Below are 20,890 nucleotides of genomic sequence, written 5' to 3'. Positions count from 1 at the left end.
GCGGCAGGCTCCATCACCTTGCCAGTTGATTATAACATTTATACCGCGGCGGACACTTGCGCGTGAACCAGGTCGGCGAGTGCGTTGATGAACTGCGGCGAGTCGTTCAGACCGTCCATCAGTTCGAAGCGCTCGATGCCGGCGCGCATGGCTTCCTCGCGCACTTCTTCACCGATCTCGTGCAGGGTTTCAATGTGGTCGGAGACAAAGGAGATGGGGACGATCAGAACGTCCTTGACGCCCTGCGCGCCGAGGGTGGGAATAATTTCATGGACAGATGGCTGCACCCAGCGGCCCGCGCCGACCTTGCTCTGCCAGCAGAGCGTGGAGGGCAGCGTCCAGCCGCCGCGCTCGAGCACCCTGCGCATGGTCTGCTCGATCTGTGGCTTGTAGGGATCGCCGGAGGCGACGACGGAGTTCGGAATACTATGCCCGCTAAAAACCAGATGAACTTTCTCGGGCGCGGGGAAACGCTTGAGCGTTTCATTGATGCCGGTGACGAAGCAATCGACGTAACCGGCGTGCTCGGGATAATCCCTGATGTACTTCACGGGCACGTTGGACAGCGGCGAGAAGGGAAAGTGGCGGTTCCACTCGTTGTAGCTGCTGCCTGTGGTGGTCTTCGAGAAATGCGGATAGAGCGGCAGCAGGATAATTTCGGTAACCTGTTCGCGTACGAGTTCAGCGATGGCCTCTTCGGTGAAGGGCTTCCAGTAGCGCATGGCAATGACCACGCGCGCGTTGGCCATTGCGGGCGCGCGGCGCAGCACGATTTCCAGAGCCGCTGCCTGCTTTTTTGTCCAGGCGACAATGGGCGACGCGCCGCCCATCGCGGCATAACCGTGCGCGACTTTTTTGGCGCGGCTGACGGCCATCAACTTGGCCAGCACGGGCCGTGCCAACTTGGCGAAAGGAAAGTCGATGATGTCGGGATCGAGAAACAAATTGTGCAGGAACGGCTCGACCGCCTCGAGCGAGTCCGGCCCGCCCAACTGGAACAAAACTACTCCAAGTTTCGGGCCCAGTTTCGGGCCAAGTTTGCCTCTTTCACTCATTGCCTGTTCACCGCCAAATCTTGATCGAATATCCGCGCGGACTCGTTGACACGACCAATACGCCGCGCGCAGAGCCGGCTGCCGAGTCCACTGCAATCCATCATCATAATGGCTCAGGGCCTCGCCTCGCAACTTTATGTACCTCTGGGAAGCGGGCGGTTTGATTTTCCGGGTGGATGCTATTCTCCAGCCCAGCGCGTGAGCTTCGGTCTATTGTTTCATTCGGCGCTTCAGCGCCGAATGTGGTTGCATTTTATCTAGCTCAGCGCTTTAGCGCTGGGTTGCCGAAACCGGTCACAACGATCAGCCCCGTTTACGGGGCTTGCGCCGCGTGCGGCAACTGACGAGGAATTCTCCGGCGGCAAAGCCCCCTGAAGGGGGCTGACAAATGGCGAGCCAACCCAGCGCTAAAGCGCTGGACTAGATAAAATGCAATCCCCAACCCCGGCCTGAAGGCCTGGATTTGATGATAGAAATTTCAAACCGACTCACCACCCGCCGGCGCATCAGCTTGCAGTTGGAGTAAGTCCCATGAGGCAAACTGAGGTCTCGACAGTACCCTGACGAGCAGTGTTAAGTTGAAGGTGCTGGAGCCTCAGAATCTGCCCTCACTGCGCCATGGCAATGGCCTCCCAGCGAGGACGGACGCGTGATAAATATCCGGTGGAATTCCCGGGTCGGGGGGCCTGGATTCCACCGGCACCGCGCTGCAGGATGCGCTCCGCAACAGTCCGTTTCAACTGCATTAAGTTTCCGTGATTGCCGTCCTGACGCGGAAATTGCCTAATAATCAAACACAATTTCGAAGTCCGAGTCGCCGCCCATGTAGAATCGCGCGATGCGTCCAGCGAGCCGGTCGGTTCCGCTGGGCGGACGACCGATCACCTGCGGATACCAGCGCGCCTGATCGCGGTCCAGCAGCTTCACCGGAGCGGACCAGTTGGTGGGAATGCTCAGATCGGGATTGTAGGAAACGTAAACGCCCTCCTGCGGCCAGCCCGGCTCGCAGCAGGTGCGGTTCAGCAGCATGACAAACTGTTGCAGGTGGGTGTTCCAGTGCAGCGATGGTCCCCAGAACGAATCGGTGTCGGTGCGGGTCCAGGAAACGCTGGCGGGCAGGATGGCGGTGAGACGTCCTTTCAGTCCGGGTTCCGTCCAATTGTTTTGGTAGAACTTGCGCACCTGCCCGATGGGTCTGGTGCGGGCGGAGAAGGGCATGCGCGCCACGGCGACGCCCTGGCTGTCGGCGGGTCCGCTGTAGTTGGTGAAGTAGAAGTAGAAGAACTGGCGGGAGCCGTCCAGCAGCACGGTGAAGTCGCCATGCCCGCCCGCGAAGAATCCGTTTTTCGCGCTGCAATCGGTGGGGTAGCTTGAGTCGAGAACAATTCCCAGGTCTTGAAAGGTATTGCCGCCATCGTGCGAAACCAGCGCCCCGATCACTGGAGCGGAAAGTCCGCTGCTGCAAATCCACTGCTCATGGTGATACCAGGCAAATAGTGTCCCGTCGTCATCGGTCCAGACAGATTCAATCCACAGCGGATAATGCGTGAATGAATTGAGCAGAACGGGTCGCGCGCGCAGCGGCCCCGCCTGCGAAGTCCCCTCCACAATGAGCGGCAGCGAGTAGGATTGGAACACCACAAACTTGCCGCCCGCGCGATAGACCGGGCTATTGGAATCCGAGGTTCCGGCAAGGCGGATGGGGCTGGCCGGACGCAGTTCGGCGCGCTGCGCATGGGCCGTTCCGAGGCCTCCGAGCAGAGCTACCGCACACACGAGTATTCGCAACTTGATTCTCGCGATGGTAAATTCCTTCATTCAAAAACTGTCGACGACGGAGGACCATATCCGGGGATTATCCGACTCTATAGATAGGATGCCACTAGAAGGGAGTACGGTTCCAACTATTTTTGCGGAGCAGGCTGGCGTGCGAGGAAACGCAACGCGCCGTTCGCTTCGGGAGGAGGTTTATCGATTGGCGGATATGCGGTCGGGCGCGCTGATCTCCACCAGGCGGCCCTGCTCGGGCATATAGCGGAAGTGATAGAAGGGCTTCTGGTTCAGCAACTGCTCACGCACTTCCGCCGCCACTTCCGCGGGAAAGTAATGAATCTCCGGAAACTCCTGCCGGTAGCGCCGCCGGATGGCAGCCTCCAGTCCGGTGGGAAAAACGTGGGCGTTTTCGTGCATGGTGGGGATATGGTCGAGCAGCAGCGTGGCGCCTTCCGGGAAGGCGGGGTGCATCTCCCGCAACTGAACCAGCAGGGCCTCGGCTTTTTCTCCAGCCGCCACCCACTGCCGCATTCTGCGCCTGGTGCCCCAAGTGTAGTATCCCGAGAACAGCAGGATCAGCGCCAGCGGGATCACCACCACGGCGCGTCTGGAGTTCCAGTAGTGGGTAACGCTGGTGGCGCACAGACCCAGCAGCAGCGCCGCTCCCACCGTGCTCAGCATGGTAAAGCGATCCGCGAACCCGCGCACATGCATGTAAGGAAGATATCCGATCCAGATCAGCGCGATCGAAAACCCCAGCAGCGGCTGCAGCGTCTTCCGCTCGCGCCACAGCCAATAGAAGGCCAGCAGATAGGCCAGCCCCAGCCAATGCTGCACATGGTAAAACAAACGGTAGTGCAGGCGGTAGAAGTTTTCCGCCATGCCCTGCACGGTGATGAGCAGGTCGTAATCGCCCACCGCTCCACGAAACAGGAGCAGCCACCAGGCCAGGTAAATGACCGTCAGCGCCAACATCGGCCACGTAGCTCGCAGGGCAATCCACAGTCTCTTCCGCCAGGGTGCGCCATCGCCGTAAACCATCGCCTCCATGGCCATCAACACCAGGGGAAAGGCGACCGCCCCTTCGTAACTCAGCAGTGCGAATAGAAAGGACGCTACCGAGATGCCGTGCAGCAGACGGTGACTCCGCCGCGTTGTCCCGGCTTTGTCGGCGAGTTCCGCAGGTTCGCGTTCCCGAGCGTGGAGATAGGCGAGCCAGCAGATCGACAGAAAGAACAGGCATACCGCACTGTCGCGCGCAGCGATCCAGAAGACGCGCGAGTGGTGCGCGGGTTGCAAGGCAAACAGCACGCCTGCGACGAAGCCGGGCAGCACCGCCTTAGTGAGCCGAAGGAAGATGAGGAACATCAGCACGCTGTTCGCGGTGTGAATCAGCACATTGGTGAGGTGATACCCGAACGGCTGGTCTCCCCAGATCAGTTGATCGACGGCGTAGCTCAACGGAATCAGCGGGCGAAATTCATTGCGGCCAAAACCGGTGGTACCGTGAAAATACTGGAGTGCGGCGGGAAAGTCGATTAGGCCGACGATGCGGAAGGAATCGGAGAGTAGATAGTCATTCAGCGCGGGCGCGAAGGCCAGCGGGACCAGCAAGGCCAATGCCAACGCGCACAACTGCGTGGCTCTCCGTTCTGAAATGCAGCCTGCCCGCAAGCGGTCGAATCCAACCAACTGAGTTTTCAAGAGACGATTCCCCGTATGCCCGCGTGCCCCGCGTGAATGTCTCGCCGCACCGGGCCCGCTACCCGGAGATAGCGCAAGGGTATTCGTCTTTGGGGGCAATAGCAAGGCAAATCCGGGAGGTACCAGCGAGACGGAACCTGCAAGGAAATGCACTGCTGATTTTCCCGAAGTGCCCTGTCGCGCAACGGGCCGACTTATCGTATAATCCCTTGCAGCCAGACTCCAGCCATACAGGAACGTGGGCGCCATCAGGACTATGCGCCACTGGCTGAACTCTGACACGACTTTTAACTCCATGAGAATTGAGAAAGGGAACAAGTGATGCAATTTAGAGAAATGACGATACGTCGGAAGGCCGTGGGCCTTCGCGGCCTGAAGTCCGGCCTGATGTTCAGCCTGATGTTCAGTTTGATACTGGCCAGCGGCGCGGCACTTGGTTTCGGCGCGCAGCAGACCGCCACCGTGCCGGTGCAGGTGATCTCTTATGCTGACATGGTGATCCACAACGGCAAGGTGGTTACCATGGACGACGCCACCACCAATCAGGTTGTGGGAACCATCGGCCAGGCCATGGCCATGCGCGATGGCAAGATTCTCGCCGTCGGCAGCAACGCTGACATGATGCTTTACGCCGGACCCAAGACCACCAAAATCGATCTGCGCGGACGCACCGTGATCCCCGGCATCATGGACTCGCACACCCACATCCACAACAACGCCGTCTCGGGCTACGCCAAGGAGCATCCCGAGATGCTGGCGGCGGTCTCGCGCCAGTTTTCCGTTGCGGGCAAGGACTATGGGGAACTGCGCAAGGGCATCGAGCTGGTGCTCAAGGAAAACATGGCCAACGCGCCGAAAGACCAGTGGGCCTATATCAATCTGCCCACCGGCGGAAACTCCGGCCTGGGCATCGGCCCGAAGTTTCTTCAGGAGCGCGGCATCACCCGCGCGGACCTGGACAAGCTCGCTCCCGAAAATCCGGTGATGATCCAATCGCATCCCGTCTACACGGTGAATAGCGCGGGCATCAAGATGATCGGCGAACTGTATCAATCCGACCCCGAGGAGGCCCTGGGCCTGCAGGGCATGGACAAGCAGGGCCTCGGCGATCTGACCGAGTACGCTCGCTCGCTGGCCGCCGATCTCTACTTCCACGACAAGATTGACCTGCTGGCCAACGTCATTGAAGAAGACCTGGTGAATAACTCGGCGCTGGGCATCACCACCTACTCATCGCACATGGTGGGCCTGGTCTACATGCACGCGTTCATGAAGCTGCAGCGCGAGAACCGCATGCCCATGCGCTTCGCCTACACCCATTACTTTGGCTTCGAGGGCAATGCGAATCCGTCGGCATTCTATCTGCGCCTCGGCGACATGGCCGGTCTCGGCACGCCGTACTTCTGGCAGAGCGGCGTGGGCTTGCAAAACATCGACGGCGGCCCGCCCACCATCTGCTCCACCATGGAAGCTCCGGCAGCGGTGAAGGCGCGCGAGTGGTGCCGCGTCGAACCCGGCAACAACATGGCCAAGGCCATCTACACCGTCATCCGCTCGCGTCAGCGTCTCACCGTCGGCCACTCCTACGGCGACAAGGGCGTCTCCAACATCATGGACATCATCGACCAGGTGATGAAAGACGAGCCGTCCATCACCAAAGAATACATCCGCTCGCGGCGCTTCAGCTCCGACCACTGCGGCTTCTATCCCAGCCCCGCGCAGATGCCGCGCCTGAAGGACTTCAACTGGATCATCAGTTGCAACGGCGCCTTCATCAACCGCAGCACGCCCTACCTGGATATCTACGGCGAGAAGTACGGCAAGTGGATCTCGCCCGCCAAGGGCCTGATCGACGCCGGCGTGCGCGTGGTCTACGAAAACGAGGAGTCCTGGAGCGGCGACTCCGGAAATCCCAACACCTACTTCGGCTCGGCCGCGCTGCTGATCACGCGCAAGAACGAAGCGGGCAAGGTGATCGCTCCGGAAGAGCGCATCGACCGCATCACACTGATGAAGATGATGACCGTCTGGCAGGGCGAGTTTTTCCAGAAGGAAAAGGAACTAGGAACGCTCGAGCCGGGCAAGTATGCCGACTTCGTGGTGCTCAACAAGGACTACTTCACGGTGCCGGAGGATCAAATCGCCAGCACCTATCCGGAGCTGACCGCAGTCGGCGGCAAGATCATGTTCTGGCGCGAAGCGTTTGCTAAGGAAGCAGGTCAGGCCGCGGTCGGTACGCAGGTGAAGTATATGAACGTGCCGGCAACCGACCCCAACGCCGCAAAGAAATAGCTCTGCGGTCCCTGCAATACATGAAGTATTTTCGGCTGTCATCCTGAGCGGAGCGAAGGACCTGCTTTACCCTGCGGATTGGGGAAAAAGCAGATCCTTCGCTCCGCTCAGGATGACAGCAATTTGATTACGATCCTCACCAACCAACCGCCTGGCCCTCCCTACTCCCCAATCCCCTTGAATCCGGAGTCCGCGTGCGGGTATCATGCAGGGGCTTCTTAATCTTGCAAGGGTTTCTTACTCTTGATACGCGAGGCGCTATGCAAACTGGCAATCGCTGGCTCGTGGTCGTTGGCGGCGTGCTGATGAATCTTTCGCTGGGGGCGTTCTACGGCTGGAGCCTCTATGTGCCCTCGCTCGAAAAGGCGTTGCACGTAACGCGCACCGAAGTCTCGAACATTTTCTCCATCGCGGTGGTGGTCTTCGCCATCACCTTTCTGATTGGAGGGCGTCTCCAGGACAAGAAAGGGCCGTACATCGTCTCCATGCTAGGCAGCATTATTTTCAGCCTGGGATTTTTTCTCACCAGCCATGCCAGCAGCCTGATGGAGATGTACCTGGCGTATGGCGTCGTGGTGGGAATCGGCACCGGCTTCGGATACGTCCCGCCCATCGGGGTAATCTCGAAGTGGTTCCCCGACCGGCGAGGACTGGTGGTGGGAATCGCTGTCGGCGCATTCGGCGCTGGCTCGGCGCTGCTGGGCCCATTCATTCCCGGCTGGATCGCCGCGTATGGCTGGCAGTCTGTGCTGATGTGGCAGGGCATTGTCTACTTCATCGCCACCATGACCGCCGCACAGTTGATGAAGAATCCTCCCACCGGTTACGTGCCCGCTGGATGGACACCGCCAGTCGTCGCCGCCGGCGGCGTGAAGCCTGCCGACTACACACCGTCGGAGATGCTGCGTACCTCGCAGTTCTATCGTCTGCTGATCGGCTACGCCTTCGGCATCAGCGCGGGGTTGCTGGTGATCAGCCAGTTGCTGCCCTTCGCGCAGCTCTCCATCACCGGGATGAGCGCGGCGCTGGCCGGGACGGCCATCACCATCGCGGCCATCAGCAACGCGGCGGGGCGCATTCTTTCCGGATGGCTGTCGGACTCCATCGGACGCATCAGAACCATCTCCATCATGGTGCTGCTATCGGCTGTCACGCTGCCCGTGCTGGGACGCATTGACTCGCTCTGGCTGTTCTGGCCGCTGCTGTTCATCATCTATTACTGCTACGGCACGCAGCTCTCGCTCTACGCCACAACCACCGCCGACTTCTTCGGCGCGAAAAACGTCGGCGCAAACTACGGATTTGTCTTTCTGGCGTTTGGTGTTGCGGGAGTGGTGGGCCCGCGGCTCGGCGGAGTGCTCTTCGATCAGTTCAAGAGTTACACGCGCGCCTTCGACATCGCCGCCGTGCTGCTGGTAATCGCGCTGGTGATCATCGCCACGCTCAAGCCCCCGCGCAAGTGATGCGCGACAGTGCCGCGCGGCACTGGCACGGAATGCGCTAGAACGAAACGCTTTCGCCTTCGGGGAAGTAGGCGTTGGTCAGATACTGTCGCACCATGCGCTGGGTGTTGAAGTACGAGCCGTTCAGCGAGATGGTGTAGCGCATCACGGCGGCGTAGGCGTTGGGCTGGCCGTAGTACATGGGCAGGATGGTGGTCTCGAGTTTGTCGTAAAGTGAATTGGCTTCCTGCACGGCGTCCTCCGGCTCGGCGCTGACTTCGCTGCCGGGCCCATTTCCTGAATTTCCGATGCACCAGCCGGTCTTGCCCTCGACGTGCCCCTCCACCCACCAGCCGTCCAGGACGCTTAAGCTAGGCACGCCGTTGAGCACGGCCTTCATGCCGCTAGTCCCGGAGGCCTCCAGTGGCCGTTGCGGCGTGTTCAGCCACAGGTCGGCACCCGAGGTGAGCGACTTACCCCACTCCATGTCGTAATTTTCGACATACACCAATTGAATGGCGCCCTTCAGCGACTCGGCCACCTCGAACAGGTCGCGGATCAGCGCCTTGCCCGGCGCGTCGTTGGGATGCGCCTTGCCGCCGAAGATAATCTGCAGCGGACCCACCATGCGCGCGATCCAGCGCAGCCTCTGGATATTAGTGAACAGAAGCGCAGCGCGTTTGTAGGCCGTGGCGCGGCGCGCGAACCCGATGGTGAACACGCCTTCCTTCAATTTCACGCCGGTGCGCTTGGCGATCAACTCCAGCATCGACTGCTTCGCCCGCTGGTGCGCCTGCTGAATCTCCTTGAGCGGGATGCCGATGGCGTTGCGCAGATAGCGATTGTCCGTGCGCCACTGCGGGATATGCTGGTCGTACAAAGTCTGGAAGGGCCGCGACGTCCATGTGTGCGCGTGAACGCCGTTGGTGATGGAGCGAATGGGATAGGACGGGTACATGCCCTGCGACACTTCGCCATGGGACATGGCCACGCCGTTGATGTAGCGCGAAAAACGCAGCGCCAGAAAAGTCAGATTCAGCGCGTTGTCGGCGCAGCAGCCGGATTTCGAGAGCAGGTCGGCGCGATCCGCGCCCAACACCTGCTTCACCATTGGCCAGGAAAACTTGTCATGACCGGCGGGCACCGGCGTATGCGTGGTGAAGACACATTGCCTGCGCACGGCTTCGTGGTCGGCATCAGAAAGTTTAGCGGCACGCTTCGCGCCGGACTGGGAGCTGATTTGGCGCTCGGCCAGTGCCAGGGTCAGCAGCGCCGAGTGGCCCTCATTCATGTGATAGCTGCGGATGCCGGTGTGCCCCATCAGGCGCAGCATCTCAACGCCGCCGAGGCCCAGTACCGCTTCCTGACACAGCCGGTAACGCGAATCGCCGCCGTAGAGCGAATCGGTAAGCGCCTGATCGTCCGCCGTGTTGCCCTCCACCGCGGTGTCCAGCAGATACACCGGAATGGCGTGTCCGTGCAGTCCCTGCACCGCGTAGCGCCAGGCCCGGATGCGCACTTCGCGGCCTTCGATGCGCAGGCTGGCGATGGGCCCCATGGCCTCCAGCATCGCTTCCGGCTGCCACTGCTCGGGCTGCTCGCTCTGCTGGCCCAGCAAGTTGAGCTTCTGCCGGAAATATCCCTTGCGATGCACCAGCGTTACCGCCGCCATGGGCACGGCCAAATCCGCCGCCGCGCGCAGCGTGTCGCCGGCCAGCACGCCCAGCCCGCCCGAATACGTGGGCATGGCGGAGTCCAGCGCGATCTCCATTGAGAAATAGGCGATTACAATCTTGCTGCTTCCCGTCGCAGTCAGCATAAACCCATTCTAGCCCACTCGGCGCGCCAACGTGCGCGATGACGCCGCGGACGGGCAAAAGATGTTGGGATGCGCGGAATTTTTTTATTGGCTGGTTGTTGATAATCTGAAGTCGTCCTTCCGAGCGCAGCGAGGAACCTGCTTTTCGTCAAATGAAATCAAAAGCAGGTTCCTCGCTGCGCTCGGAATGTCATACGGAAAGTCTAAATTTACCAATTAGAAAATCTCCGGGACCGAGAAAGTCAGCACCGCGTTCAGGCGCTTGTCGCTGACGATGACTTCCTTGTACTTGGCGTTGACGGCCACGCCGCGGATCATCTCGAAGATGCCGCGCGGTCCGCCGATGGTCCAGTGCGGCGCGACATCGCCCGAGTCGGTCTCGTTCCACACGCCGAGGAAGCTGTCCGGCGCCATCATCTCCGCAGTGGAAATATCCCCGCGAATCGGCACCAAAATTCTTCCCTTCGGCGCGTAGATGGTAAACGGTCCGCCGGTGGTGGTCAGCTTGGTTTTGGGTCCGCCAACCACTCGCAGCGGCTTGGTATTGCCCGCCGCGGTGCGCTCGAACATCAGTATTTGCGTGCCGCGACCAGGCCCTCCTCCGCTGGGATTTCCCACCGCGATCAGCAGATTGTGCATGGCGTCCACGGCCAGCGCGCCTGCGCCAAGCTGTGTGGCGGGGCCTTCCAGAATGCGCGTGGGCGCGATATTGCCGTTGCCCTCGCGCGGGAAGACCAGCACGCGGCTGCCCAGCGGGACATAGATTTCATTGTTGGCCGGATCAACCGCCAGCCGCGACGGGTCGCCGATCTGCGTCTTCGGACCTTGAATCACGCGCAACGGCGCGACTTCGCCGTTCGAGTCGCCTTTGAAAGTCATCACCGCGCCGGCGAATCCCTGCGGCACGGAAATCTCGTCGTGGATGGCATCGTATTCAATCGAATGCACGGTGCGCGCCAGCAGCGTGGACGCGCCTTCGATCTTGCGTTGCGGGAGCTGCGCTCCGTTCGCCAGCCTGGCGAATGCCGCGATCTGCGGGTGGATCACTCAGTTGGGAACGAGAATCTGATCGCGCTTGGTGTCGTAGGCGACGGGATGCGGATTGCCCATCATGGGCGCGGGTGAGCCAATGGGCGCACTGCGAATCACGCGCAGCGGCGCGGTGTCACCGCCGGCGTTGCGGCGGTAAACCGTCGCGGTGTGATTGCCGAAATTGGTTACCCACAACTCGTCGTTGGCCACGTCGGCGTAGACCGCGGTGGGCGACTGGATCATGGTCTTCGGGCCGGCCAGAATACGCTTGGGCGCGGCGTCACCGTTGGCGTTCACATCATAGACCAGCACTTCGCTGGTCATGTCATTGGCGATGAAAATTTCGCCGCGCTCGGAGTCGATGCTGATCCCGGTGCCCCAGTTGAGCTTCGTCTTGGGTCCACGAATGATGCGCACCGGCGCCACATCGCCGACCGCGTCCATGGAGTAGACAGTGATTGACGGCGGCAGGTTGCGGCCCGAGCCGGGCACCACGGTTTCCAGTGGGAAGTTCTGGCGCTGCTCGCCGCGGCCCTTCACTTTGGTTGACGTGGAGCCGTAGTTGGTGACAAAGATCAGCCGGTTCTTGGTGTCAATGGCGATGCCGTGCGGATCGGCCAGCAAGGTCTTGTCGCCCTGGATCAGCCGCTTGGGATTGGTCTCACCCGTGGCATATTTGTCGTACACCACAACGGCGTGATCGTGCTGGATGGTGAGGAACATCTCCTGCTTTTCTTCATCCACGGCGATGCCGAACGTCCCGTGCGGAGTATGCAACATACGGTCGGGCGGGACGTTGCCGCGCGCATTGCGCGAAAAGATGACGAGTTGATCGACGGTGTCATTATTCACGCCGTAGATGTCGCCGTTCTTGGGATCAATGTAGAGGCCGCACTGGAACTCGATCTCAGTTTTCTCGCCGCCCAGAATGCGCTTCGGCTCGGTCATGGCGGCCGACGGCGGCGTGTTGGCTTTGCGGTCATAGACGAGAATTTGGAATAAGTTTTCGTCGGTCAGCACCACTTCGTCATTCTTGTGATCGACGGCCACGGAACTGAACGCGGCGTAGTTGTCACGGATCATGCGGATCGGCTTGCGCTGCGAGAAGTCCACGGTGCCGGAGCTTCCGGCATTCGGCGCGGCGGCCTGCTGCCGCAAGGCCAGGGCCGCGGACAGCGTGAGACTTCCAGCCGCCGGCTGCCACTCGCACTGCATACCCTCCGACGGCGCGGAGGGCATCGCGGAGATTAGGCGCGCTGTCCCGTCAGAACGCCGCAGGGCTGACTGTGCCGCCCGGACTAACTGCTTATCTTCAAATGAGCCGGAAGAAACAAAGAGGATTGCCACGGTCGCCAGCGCGATGAATGAAATGACTATTGTCGCGCGACGCGATGCGGTGCGTACACTTGTCAACGATTGCAGAGACTTCATGGGGCCCTCCAAAAATGAACAAAAGGAATCAGGTATTTCGCGTTCCCACTATAAAACAGAACCGGCTCTCCGACACGGAATTAAAACCGCACAGGAGAGCCGAGGGAGCATTCAATAAGACACCCGGTTAAAACGCCAGCCGCAGTGAAAGCTGAATCTGTCGCGGCTTGGTGCGCGTGGCGGTGATCAGCCCGGCGATGTTGGAATCCACGCTCTCGCTGGGGTTGCCGAAGTTGGCGTGGTTCAGGATGTTGAAGAACTGTGAGTTGAACTCGAGCTTGCCGCTCTCACCCAACACCGTCAGCGCAAAATCCTTGCCCAGCGAAATGTCCACCGTCGCCTGCCCCGGTCCACGCATCACGTTGCGTGCCGCATTGCCGAGGAACCCCAGCTCCGGAAGCGTGAACGCGCAGGGATCATAGAAACGTTCCACCGTGCCGAGCGGCGTGCCTGCGGCGATGGCCGTATTGCCCGAACCGCAGCCCGCGCTGGTGCCGGAGGAAATGTTGTCGGCGGTGCGGTTGGTTACCAGATCAGGCCGATCGGTGGTGCCGCCGAAGGTGCCGGACAATGTGCGCGAGCGCGAGCGATTCGTCCCCAGGCGCGGATTCACCGGGAAGCCGGTGCGCAGCGAGACGATACCGCTGGTCATCCAGCCATTTAGCAAGACCGCCAGCTTGCTGCCGGGATCGAGCAAGTTCGGCAGCTTATAGATGGCGTTCATGGTCAGGTTCTGGTTCACGTCAAACCCCGCTGGCGCGCGATCCAGCTTAATGTTCGACGGGTCCGGCGGGCCGACGCTGCTGTCGCCGATGAGCTGTCCCTGCGTCTCATCGATGGACTTGGCGAAGGTGTAAGAACCCTGCATCTGCAGGCCGCCACTCAAGCGCTTTTGCAAGCCCACCTGCAGCGAATTGTACAGCGAGTTGCTCGAGCCAGTGCGCAACTCGATATTGTCCCAGCCCAGATCGACACCATTGACAGTCCTGAGCGGATTGGTGCGCGGCTCGGTACCCAGCCAGAACTTGCGGCCATCGGGCAGAATCTGCGGGATGGTGGGATTGCCTTCGGTGACCACGATCAAGTTGTACCCGCGTGAGCCGCCGTAGGCCACGGTCAGCGCCATGTTGCCGGGCAACTGCCGCTCGATGGCGAAGTTGTACTGCATGATGTGCGGCTGCTGCGTGTTGAAGTCCATGATGCGCAGCGCGCGACCCACCACCGATGACGGGAACACCAGCGGCACGCTGACTGGCAGGTTCTGCGTGTTGGTGAACGAGCTGGTGCGCGAGAACGGCGGCGTGGTAGTGGAGGCCGAGAGCGAGCCGCCGTACAGGCCGATGTCATAGAGCAGGCCAAAGCCGCCGCGCACGGCCATCTTGCCGTCGCCAAAGGTGTCCCAGGCGAAGCCGAAGCGCGGGCTGAGGTTTTTCTTCGACGGATTCTTGAACGGGATGCCCAGCGTCGGCTCGGAGTCCTTCACCAGATCGCGCACCGACGAGCCCAGCCCGCCGGTCTCCTGAAAGGTGTCGTGGAACTCGTAGCGCAGGCCCAGATTCATGGTCAGCCGGTTGCTGACGCGCCAGTCATCCTGCGCGTAAAAGCCGTAGGTGTTGAAGTCATACGCGCGGTCAAGCCGCGAGCCCGGCTCGATGCGCGCCCAATCGCGGGCCACGCCGGTGAGGAACTGCGCCACGCCGGCAAAGCGCACCTGCCCGCGCAACTGCGAGCTCGATGACTTGTACTGCTCGATGTAGTTCAGCAGCGTGCCGAACTTAAAGTTGTGGCTGCCGTTGCTGAAGGCCACGTCATCGCTCAGGGTGTAGATGTTCTGCTTGGCATCGCTGGGGCCGCCGCCGCCGATGTTGCTGACGCCGGTGATCTGAATGGCCCCAAGGAACTCGCCCGGCACCAGCGAATATTGCGGGCCGATGGTCTCTGACAGATCCAGCCCCAGGTTCCGCGTGCGGCTGTACGACGCGCGCACCGTGTTCAGCAGCACCGGCGAGACGATGTGATTGTCCGAGATAGTGGCAAACTGCGAGCGGGAAATGCGGTGATCGAGAAAGCCCGGGTACGCCGTGGGCAGATCGAGCAGGCCGTCATCCACGGTGTAGCGGCCGAACAGCGTGTTGCTGCCCGAGATGGAGTGGTCGCCGCGCACCTGGCCGTAATGGTCATTGCTTGGCTGGCTGTAGGGGAAGGTGAGCTGGTTGTTCGGCAGATTCGGATTCGGATACAGCGCCAGCAGCGGCGCCATCTGCGGCGCGATGGTGGCCGATGCGGTGTTGCCCAGTTGTGGGCAGGCCGTGTTGGTGATCACGTTGCCTGCGCCGCCCTTGCAGCCCGCGCCGATGGTGTTGGTCCGCAACGTGCGGCCCAGCCGCTCACGCAAATCTTCATAGACCACGAAGAAAAATGTCTTGTCCTGCGTGATCGGCCCGCCCACCGAGCCGCCAAACTGGTTGCGCGTAAATGCCGGCAGGCGCCGTCTCTGTATATCTGTCTTCTGGTCGAAGAAGTCGCGGGCGTCCAGCGCGCTGTCGCGGTGAAACTCAAACAGCGAGCCGTGCCACTGGTTGGTGCCGGCCTTGCTGACGATCATCATCTGGCTGCCCATCCTCATACCGTACTCGGCGCTGAAGGAGTTGGTAACCACGCGAAACTCGCGGATGCCGTCCACGCCCAGCGTGGTGCCGGTGATGGACGCCGAGCTGTTGCCCTGGAAGCTGTCCATCTGCGTGCCGTCCAGCAGATAGTTGTTCGAGCGCGGTGGCGCGCCGTTCGACGAGAACCACGTGCCGGCCATCTGCGGACCGCCGCCGGTGATGTTGTCGCGTTGCACGCCGGGCTGCAGCAATGTCAGATCAATATAGTTGCGGCCATTGAGCGGCAGCTCGGCCACCTTCTCGGCATCCACCAGCCCGCCCAGCGACCCGCTGGTGGTGTTAATGAGAGGCGCCTCGCCGGTAACTGTAATGACATTCTCGACCGCGCCCACTTGCAGTTCGATGTTGATCACGGCCTCCTGACTGACGGAGAGCGTCAGGCCGCTGCGGACTTCGGTCTGGAAGCCGGTATGCTCGACGCGAATCTCATAGGAGCCGACCGGCAGCGAGGAGAAGCGATAAGCGCCTTCGGCGCCGCTCTGCACTTCGCGCATCTGGCCCGTTTCGGTGTTGCGCGCGGAGAGCGCCGCGCCCGGCACCACCGCACCGCTCGAATCGCGCACCGTGCCCAGCACGGTTGCCGTGGGCAACTGCGCCAGTCCAGCCATCGACCACATGCCTAGTGAGATGACGCCCAGCAGCACCATCATCACACGCGCGAAAGTTGCGGACGAGACTTGGCCCGCCTTACAGTGATTCAACTTTTTCATCATCCCATCCTAACCAGACTGACTCGCGGAACGGCGTACCGCTCCTATATTCCGCTTCCAATTTCCTCAACATTTACAAATTGCTGGTAAGCTACACCCTATTGTACTCCGAGTCAACGGCCATCATTGAACGTTATTTATCTTGAAAAGACTCGCCAATTCAGGTATCTCTAAATGTTTGCACTCAAAGTGCAGGCAAACCGTGGCTCGGTGGAGCCGCAGGACATTATCAGACTATCCACTGCCCATTGCCATCGTCCAAAGCCGGGCCAGAAACGAAGACTATGAAGGTTCATGTTTTTTATCATGATCGATGTTTTGACGGCGCCGCCTCAGCGGCGGTGTTTACGCGCCTGTATCAGGATCGCTTCGATGCGAAGGCCGAGTTTCTGTACTCCGGTCTTGCGCATCGCGCTTCCCAGTTGTTTGACGAGGGTATGTTCAACGGCGACGAGAACGCCATCGTCGATTTCAAGTACTCGAATTCGCCGCGGCTGACTTGGTGGTTCGATCATCATCAGAGCGCATTCCTTTCTCCCGAAGATGCCGAGCACTTCCGTCTGGCCAATGGCGGACACAAGTTCTACGATCCCACTTATCGCTCCTGCACCAAGTTCATCGCCGAGGTGGGCGCGAAAAAGTTTGGCTTCTCCGCCCCGGACTTGAAGGATCTGATTCATTGGGCTGACATCATCGACGGAGCCATGTTTCCCGACGCCGCCACCGCGGTGAAAGTGGAGCATCCCGCGCTGCGCATCGCCATGGTGCTGGAGGCGGGCAAGGACAATAACCTCAGCCGCTGGCTGGTGCCGCTGCTTTCGAAACTTTCGTTGGCCGAAATTGCCACACTCCCGGAAATCGCAACACAATTGACGCCTATCATGGAGAGCCACAAGCGCGCCCTTGATCTGATCGAGCAGCACGGACACAACAACAACGGCGTGGTGTTCTTTGACCTCACCGGCCCGGGTGTGGAGGTCTATAATAAGTTCGCGCCCTATTACCTCTTCCCCGATTGCGTCTACTCGGTCAGTATCTGCCCGTCCAGCTTCCGCACCAAGATATCGGTCGGCTCGAACCCGTGGAACAAGACGCCGGTGCTGCACAACCTGGCGACCATCTGCGAACGCTACGGCGGTGGCGGGCATCCGCGCGTCGGCGCCATCTCACTTGAGCCTGGCCGTCTCGAAGACGCCCGCCGCATCGCCAGCGAAATCGTGGAAGAGCTGCAAGGCCCGCCGCGCACCTAAGCCACGTAATCAAGTTACCGGGTTTATTAGCCGCAAGTGTATGGCGCGACTTGACTTCTTGCTTTTTCTCGCCTAACATGTTCTATTGCCCAAGGAATCAATGGCATAGCGGCTCCATCCGCAATTTGGCGTGGACTCCATAGGAGATGACCCGGTGATTAAACTCGATATCGTGAACGAAGTAGTCAACCGCACAGGCATCACCAAGACCAAAGCCGAGATGGCCGTCGAGACGGTCTTTGGAGCCATGAAGAAGGCGCTCGAAGGGGGCGACCGTATCGAGTTGCGCGGCTTCGGCGTCTTCAACGTCAAGCCCCGCAAGACCGGCGTCGGCCGCAACCCGCGCACCGGCGAAGAAGTCTCCATCCAGCCCGGCAAAGCCATCCGCTTCAAACCCGGCAAAGAGCTGCAATCGCTGCCGTAGCAGTCCCGACATAGTTCGATCGCCTTTTTCCAATGTAGATTTGAATCGAACTACTGGGTGTCTTCCCGGAGGTTCAATTGGTTCTCCGCACTTACGGCGTAGCGGGTTCCGAGGTCATCCTCGTGCATGGTGGTCCGGGAGCTCCCGGATACATGGCCCCAGTCGCAAGAGGGCTTGCTGACTCCCTACTCGTCTACGAGCCATTCCAACGGGGCAGCGGGCCAGAACCGCTAACGGTATCCACTCATATCAATGATCTTCACGATTTGGTTCGCTCTATGCCTCAGTCTCAGCCGGCGTTAGCTGGGCATTCCTGGGGAGCGATGCTTGTGTTGGCGTACGCGGCTGCCCATCCACAGTCTGCTGGGCCACTCGTGTTGATTGGATGCGGAACGTTTAGTGTAGCCGCCCGCACACGGATGAAGGAGATTCTGGCAGAACGTATGAATGACACTCTTCGAGACAGTCTTCAGCGGATTGAAAAAGAAACTGGGGATCCCGACATTAGACTGAAGAGAAAGGCTCAACTGGAAACGGGCATTGCCTCATATGCGCTGAAAGAGCCGGAACCAGATGATGTGATCGACAACGTCGATTCCAAGGCAAATCGTGAAACGTGGGCTGACATGATTCGTTTGCAGGAAGCCGGAATTTATCCGCAAGCATTCACCGCCATTGAAAATCCAGTTCTTATGGTTCATGGTGCTGTCGATCCGCATCCGGGCAGAATGATATTTGAAAGCCTCCAGCCCTATCTTCCTCAGATCGAATTTCACGAATGGGAAAGGTGCGGGCACTATCCCTGGCGCGAGCGTTACGTCCGCGAAGAGTTCTTCGCGTTGCTCCGGTCTTGGCTGGCAAGTAAAACAAATCATGGTCGCGATCGTGATTAAAACAGCGATTGCGGGTCCACGTCGATGATCAGCGCGTTGGCGGGGAATTTTTCGCGGCGGGCGAAGTCTTGCGCGGCGATCAACACTTTGCGTAAGAGGCTGCGCTGTTCGGCTTTGATGAGGAAGTGGTAGCGGTAGGCCTTCTTGAGTTTCGGGATCGGCGCGGCCGCCGGGCCCAACATACGCCAGCCGCGTCCCTTCTGTTTGTCTTCCTGTAACGATTCGAAGAATCGCCCTAATCGTCCGGTGAGCTTCAGCACCGTTTCCTGGCTGTCGCTCTTCACGATCACGTTGGCCAGCGCGGCGAACGGCGGGTAGTGCATCAGTTGGCGGAAGCGCTGCTCCTGTTTGTAAAACTGCGCGTAGTCCTGCGCGGCGGCGGCTTTGATGGCGTAATGATCTGGGTAGTAAGTCTGGATGACCACGATACCCTCGCGCTCGCCGCGTCCGGCGCGCCCGGAAACTTGCGTCAGTAATTGGAATGTCCGCTCGGCGGAGCGGAAGTCCGGACGCGCCAGTCCCATGTCGGCGCTGATCACTCCCACCAGCGTTACTCCGTGGATGTCGTGGCCCTTGGCGATCATCTGCGTGCCCACCAGCATGTCCAGCTCATGCGCGTGAAATGATGCGAGTATCGATTCCGCCGATCCGCGGGCGCGCGCCGTGTCGCGGTCCAGCCGCCCGATGCGCGCCTCCGGGAAATGCTTGCCGAGCGCGGCCTCCACTTTCTCCGAGCCTTCGCCCATGAAGTAGATGTGCTCGCTCTGGCACTCCGGGCAGACCTGTGGCACTGGGCGCGCGTAGCCGCAGTAGTGGCACAGCAGCCGCGCCGCGCGCTTGTGATGCGTCAGCGCAATGGAACAGTTGGCACACTCCACCGTCTTGCCGCACGAGCGGCAGATCACAAACGAGGAGAAGCCGCGGCGGTTCATCAGGATCATCACCTGCTCGTGCTGTTGCAGGCGCATCGAGATGGCCTCGACCATTCGCCGCGAGAGAAACGTCTGCTTACCCGTCTCGGCTAACTCCTGACGCATGTCGATGATTTCGGTCTGCGGCAACGGGCGCTCCTGCACGCGGCCCTCAAGTTCGAGTAACTGATACTTGCCCGTCTCGGCGTGATAGCGCGTCTCGACGGAGGGTGTAGCAGAACCAAGCACCACCGTCGCACCCGACTCCTTGGCGCGCACGATGGCCACGTCGCGACCGCTGTAGCGCGGCGCTTCCTCCTGCTTGTAACTGCCGTCATGCTCCTCATCGACGATAATCAGCCCCGGCCGTGCGAGCGGCGCGAACACCGCCGAACGCGTACCGATCAGCACGTCCGACTTCCCCTCTCTCACCCTCTGCCAAACGCGCTCGCGGTCGCGATCGTCGAGGCCGCTGTGCAGCACCGCGATGCGCTCGCCAAAGCGCGCCGCAAACTGACCTGCCATGGCCGGCGTCAAATTAATCTCCGGCACCAGCATCAGCGCGCTGCGTCCGCGCGCCAGCGCCCGTTCAATAGCTCGCATATAGACTTCCGTCTTGCCGCTGCCCGTAACGCCGTGCAACAGCAGCACGCCGAAGTCACCCGTGTCCATCTGATCGTTGATGCGGGTGAGCGCGGTCTGCTGCGGCGGACTTAATTCCCAGCGCGGGAAGACACTCTTGTCAAACGCGGCGTTGCGTTCCGTTGCCGCTTCCACGTGTGGAGACCTGCCAACGGAGTCTTCCACGCTGCGCTCGACCGCTAGCCAGCCGCGTCGCCGCAGCTTTTCCACCAATGCCTCTGAACCACGCAGCGTCCCGCTACTGAGTCCGCCGCGCTTGGCGATGCGTTCGAGCATTTGGCGTTCAGCCGAAGTTACGATCGATTCTTTCCCGGCGCGGACTGGTCCTAACGCCTCGCGGCCTGTCTCCGTAATCACCAGCTTCGTCTTGTTTCTTAGCGACGCGGCGCGTGGCAGAAACGCGGGCAGCACTTCACCGAGCGGCGTCAGGTAGTAGTCGGCCACCCAGCGCGAAAGTGCGATGAACTCCTGCGTCAGCGCGGGGATTTCGTCCAGCACACGTTGTAGCGGACGGATCGTCTTCGGGTTCAGACCGGCAGGCATTTGGCCGCAACCGACCACCACACCCACCAAACGCCGTGCGCCAAACGGAGCGACCACGCGCATCCCCGGCTCGACGGTCATATTCAGCGGAATGGAATAGGTGAAGGTTTGCGGCAGAGGAACAGGCAGCGCGACCTCGCACAGCGTGGAGTTCGGGGCTGGGCTTAGCGGCAGGTTACTTTCGGTCGCGGCACCGGATTTGAGTTTGGCGGTAGAAGATTCGGCCATGCGATGAGAATAGCAGCAACAGAGCCGCGACCGTAAGGGAGCGGGGGTTACTTGGCGCCGCGAGGAAAGCAA

General features: G+C 60.6%; 13 protein-coding genes. 5 read left to right on the top strand and 8 right to left on the bottom strand.

Going from position 1 to position 20,890, the window contains the following annotated elements; translation table 11 throughout:
- Positions 1-38: 38 nt before the first annotated feature.
- The 3 genes from hemH to EXQ56_04260 all read right to left on the bottom strand — a co-directional run bounded on the left by hemH (position 39) and on the right by EXQ56_04260 (position 4,532).
- Positions 39-1,055 carry a ferrochelatase gene (gene hemH, locus EXQ56_04270; protein ID MSO19667.1) on the bottom strand — a complete coding sequence of 339 codons (1,017 nt, stop codon included), beginning with the start codon at positions 1,053-1,055 and terminating at the stop codon, positions 39-41.
- A 783-nt stretch (positions 1,056-1,838) separates the two neighbouring features.
- Positions 1,839-2,873, bottom strand: a complete 1,035-nt coding sequence (locus tag EXQ56_04265) for a hypothetical protein (GenBank protein MSO19666.1) — start codon at positions 2,871-2,873, stop codon at positions 1,839-1,841.
- 150 nt (positions 2,874-3,023) lie between these two features.
- Positions 3,024-4,532: a hypothetical protein gene (locus EXQ56_04260; protein ID MSO19665.1), complete on the bottom strand. Its 1,509-nt coding sequence runs from the start codon at positions 4,530-4,532 to the stop codon at positions 3,024-3,026.
- Positions 4,533-4,853: 321 nt separating this feature from the next.
- On the opposite strand from EXQ56_04260, the gene EXQ56_04255 reads away from it, so the two are divergent.
- Together EXQ56_04255 and EXQ56_04250 are read left to right on the top strand one after the other, a co-directional pair.
- On the top strand, positions 4,854-6,824 hold the full coding sequence (locus tag EXQ56_04255; GenBank protein ID MSO19664.1) for a hypothetical protein: 1,971 nt from the start codon (positions 4,854-4,856) through the stop codon (positions 6,822-6,824).
- Between the two features lie 260 nt (positions 6,825-7,084).
- A complete protein-coding gene (locus EXQ56_04250; protein MSO19663.1) occupies positions 7,085-8,287 on the top strand; it encodes an MFS transporter in 1,203 nt (400 codons plus the stop codon).
- A 37-nt stretch (positions 8,288-8,324) separates the two neighbouring features.
- On the opposite strand, the gene glgP is transcribed toward EXQ56_04250, so the two are convergent.
- The 4 genes from glgP to EXQ56_04230 form a co-directional block, all read right to left on the bottom strand.
- Positions 8,325-10,085 carry an alpha-glucan family phosphorylase gene (glgP, locus tag EXQ56_04245; protein ID MSO19662.1) on the bottom strand — a complete coding sequence of 587 codons (1,761 nt, stop codon included), beginning with the start codon at positions 10,083-10,085 and terminating at the stop codon, positions 8,325-8,327.
- Positions 10,086-10,301: 216 nt separating this feature from the next.
- Positions 10,302-11,132, bottom strand: coding sequence for a hypothetical protein (locus tag EXQ56_04240; protein MSO19661.1), 831 nt, complete (start codon positions 11,130-11,132; stop codon positions 10,302-10,304).
- Entirely contained in the window at positions 11,133-12,548 is a 1,416-nt protein-coding gene (locus EXQ56_04235) for a hypothetical protein (protein ID MSO19660.1), read from the bottom strand.
- Positions 12,549-12,675: 127 nt separating this feature from the next.
- Positions 12,676-15,930 (bottom strand): hypothetical protein, encoded by a 3,255-nt coding sequence (locus EXQ56_04230; GenBank protein ID MSO19659.1) that lies wholly within the window; start codon positions 15,928-15,930, stop codon positions 12,676-12,678.
- Between the two features lie 281 nt (positions 15,931-16,211).
- Between EXQ56_04230 and EXQ56_04225 the strand changes: the two genes are divergently transcribed.
- The 3 genes from EXQ56_04225 to EXQ56_04215 all read left to right on the top strand — a co-directional run bounded on the left by EXQ56_04225 (position 16,212) and on the right by EXQ56_04215 (position 18,494).
- Positions 16,212-17,177 (top strand): phosphoesterase, encoded by a 966-nt coding sequence (locus tag EXQ56_04225; GenBank protein MSO19658.1) that lies wholly within the window; start codon positions 16,212-16,214, stop codon positions 17,175-17,177.
- Between the two features lie 154 nt (positions 17,178-17,331).
- Complete coding sequence (locus EXQ56_04220) at positions 17,332-17,601, top strand: integration host factor subunit beta (protein MSO19657.1); 270 nt, start codon at positions 17,332-17,334, stop codon at positions 17,599-17,601.
- Positions 17,602-17,753: 152 nt separating this feature from the next.
- A complete protein-coding gene (locus EXQ56_04215) occupies positions 17,754-18,494 on the top strand; it encodes an alpha/beta hydrolase (GenBank protein MSO19656.1) in 741 nt (246 codons plus the stop codon).
- On the opposite strand, the gene priA is transcribed toward EXQ56_04215, so the two are convergent.
- Positions 18,491-20,818, bottom strand: coding sequence for a primosomal protein N' (priA, locus tag EXQ56_04210; protein ID MSO19655.1), 2,328 nt, complete (start codon positions 20,816-20,818; stop codon positions 18,491-18,493). The two genes, EXQ56_04215 and priA, sit on opposite strands and share 4 nt — an antisense overlap.
- Positions 20,819-20,890 lie beyond the last annotated feature (72 nt).

The organism is Acidobacteriota bacterium, assembly GCA_009691245.1.
Taxonomy (GTDB): Bacteria; Acidobacteriota; Terriglobia; order 2-12-FULL-54-10; family 2-12-FULL-54-10; genus SHUM01.
This window is presented reverse-complemented; position numbering and strand designations above follow the sequence as displayed.